This window comes from Burkholderia sp. Ac-20392, assembly GCF_017104585.1.
Lineage (GTDB): Bacteria > Pseudomonadota > Gammaproteobacteria > Burkholderiales > Burkholderiaceae > Burkholderia > Burkholderia lata.
This window is the reverse complement of sequence record NZ_JAAGPB010000794.1, coordinates 1-2,442: the sequence shown is the minus strand read 5'-3', so window position 1 is coordinate 2,442 and position 2,442 is coordinate 1. Positions and strand designations below refer to the sequence as shown.

The 2,442-nt window shown below is 70.3% G+C and carries 2 protein-coding genes; both read right to left on the bottom strand.

The annotated features are described in order from the left end of the window. Positions 1 to 52: 52 nt before the first annotated feature. Positions 53 to 1,381 carry an MFS transporter gene (locus tag G3N99_RS38300; RefSeq protein ID WP_206124978.1) on the bottom strand — a complete coding sequence of 443 codons (1,329 nt, stop codon included), beginning with the start codon at positions 1,379 to 1,381 and terminating at the stop codon, positions 53 to 55. A 66-nt stretch (positions 1,382 to 1,447) separates the two neighbouring features. Next, positions 1,448 to 2,335, bottom strand: coding sequence for an oxaloacetate decarboxylase (locus tag G3N99_RS38295; protein WP_206124977.1), 888 nt, complete (start codon positions 2,333 to 2,335; stop codon positions 1,448 to 1,450). Positions 2,336 to 2,442 lie beyond the last annotated feature (107 nt).

The window sequence follows — 2,442 nt, the reverse complement described above, 5'->3', positions numbered from 1 at the left end:
GCCCGCCGCGCCGCTCACGGCGCAGCAGACGCGGTAACCCGCCGGTGCGGGATCAGCGCGACGCCGGCGCGGCGACTGCCGTCCGCGACGCGCGTTCGCGCCTTGCCGGATGCGTCTCCGGCATTCGCCAGTACACGAGCAGCGAGATCGCCGCGCACGCGGCGACGTACCAGAAGAACATCGTCTCGTTGCCGCTCGCCTTCAGCCGTAGCGCGACGAATTCGGTCGTGCCGCCGAGGATCGCCGTCGTCAGCGCATAAGGCAGCCCGACCGCCAGCGCGCGGATCTGCGGCGGGAACAACTCGGCCTTGACCAGCATGTGCACCGACGTGAAGCCGCTCAGCACGACCAGCCCCGCGAATACCAGCGCGAACGCCGCAAGCGGCTCGTGCACGTGCCCGAGCGTCGTGAAGATCGGCACGGACAGCAGCGTGCCGCCGATCCCGAACCACAGCAGCACCGGCCGGCGGCCGACGCGGTCCGACACGAGGCCGAACAGCGGCTGCAGCGGCATGTACAGCAGCAGCGCCGCGGTGCAGATCCAGGTCGCCGTTTCCTTGTGGAGCCCGACCGAGTTGACGAGGTACTTCTGCATGTAGACCGTGTACGTGTAGAACGCGACGGTGCCGCCGACCGTGATGCCGATCGCGAGCAGCAGTTCGCGCCAGTGGGCCGCGAGGTCGGCCGTCATGCGCGTCTTCGCCGCGCGGGCCCGGCTGGCGATGAACGCGTCGCTCTCCACCACATTGCGGCGCATGTAAAGCGCGAACAGCGCGAGCACGCCGCCGACGAAGAACGGAATCCGCCAGCCCCAGCGTTCGAGGTCGTGCGTGCCGGCAAAGATCCGCTGCATCGCGAGCATCAGGCCGAGCGCGACGAGCTGGCCGGCGACCACGCTCACCTGCAGGAAGCCGACGTAGAAACCGCGCCGGTCCGGCGGCGCGATCTCGCTCAGGTAGGTCGCGCTGGTGCCGTATTCGCCGCCCATGCTGAGCCCCTGCAGCAGTCGCGCGGTGACCAGCAACGCCGGCGCGAGCACGCCGATCGTCGCGTAGCCGGGCGTGACGGCGATCAGCATCGATCCCGCGCACATCGCGAGCACCGACTTCGTCAGCGCGGCCTTGCGTCCGCGCCGGTCCGCGTACAGGCCGACGAGCCAGCTCCCCGCCGGGCGCGCGATGTACCCGACGGCCGCGATCGCGGCGGTGTTCATCAGCTGCACGGTTGGCCGGTCGGCCGGAAAGAACGCCGGTGCGAAGTAGATCGAGAAGATGCTGTACGCGAGAAAGTCGTACCACTCGATCAGGTTGCCGGCCAGGCCGCCGACGATCGAACCGATGCGCGGCGGCGCGCCGGCCGCTCCGGTAGAAGAGGTTGCCATGGGTTGTCTCCTGTCCTGGCGAAGGTGTGCCGGGCGGTCGTCCTTGCCGCCCGTGCGCGGGCGCGATTACGCGCGGTCGGCCCCGTAGCGGGCGTCGAGCGCGTCGAAGCGGGCCTTGTCGACGAGCCGCTGCCGTTCGGCGAACGGCGCGACGAGTGCGGGGTCTTCATCGAGCCGGCCGGTATCGCGCAGCACCGTCAGCGCGGCCTGCATCCCGTGCACCGCGCCCTGCAGCGCCGCGTTCGCATACAGCACCACGCCGTAGCCGAGACGCGCCAGGTCGTCGCGCGAACGCGTCGGCGTCTTGCCGCCGATCACGATGTTGATGAGCTGCGGCGTATCGAACAGCGCCGGCAAACGCTCGACGTCCTCCGGCGTGTCCATCGCCTCGATGAACAGCACGTCGGCGCCCGCTTCCGCATAACGATGCGCGCGCTCGATCGCGTCGTCGATGCCGTGGACGGCGGCCGCATCGGTGCGCGCGACGATCAGCAGGTTCGGGTCCACGCGCGCGTCGACGGCCGCCTTCAGCTTGCCGACCATCTCGCCGGCCGGAATCACTTCCTTGCCCGCGAAATGGCCGCACTTCTTCGGCAGCACCTGATCCTCGAGCTGGATCGCGTCGGCGCCGCTGCGCTCGAGCGTACGCACGGCGTGCAGCACGTTCAGCGCATTGCCGAAGCCCGTATCGGCATCGACCATCAGCGGCAGGTCGACCGCGTCGCGCACGCGTGCGGTGTGCTCGGCGAGTTCGCCGAGCCCGACGAAGCCGAGATCGGGCAACCCGAGCGACATGTTGGTGACGCCGGCGCCGCTCAGGTACAGCGCGCCGAAGCCGAGATCGGCCGCGACCCTGGCGCTGAGCGCATTGAACGTGCCGGCGACGAGCAGCCCCTGGCGGGCGGCGATGCTGCGCCGGAACCCGGCGCGACGAAGTGCGGTGTGATCGGACATGCAGGGCCTCATTGGTCGAAACGAAACAGGGTGCGCGGCGTGTCGCGCAGCACGCGCAGGCGCTCGCCGGGGTCGGGCAGCCAGCGCGCGAGCGCCGCCACCGTCGA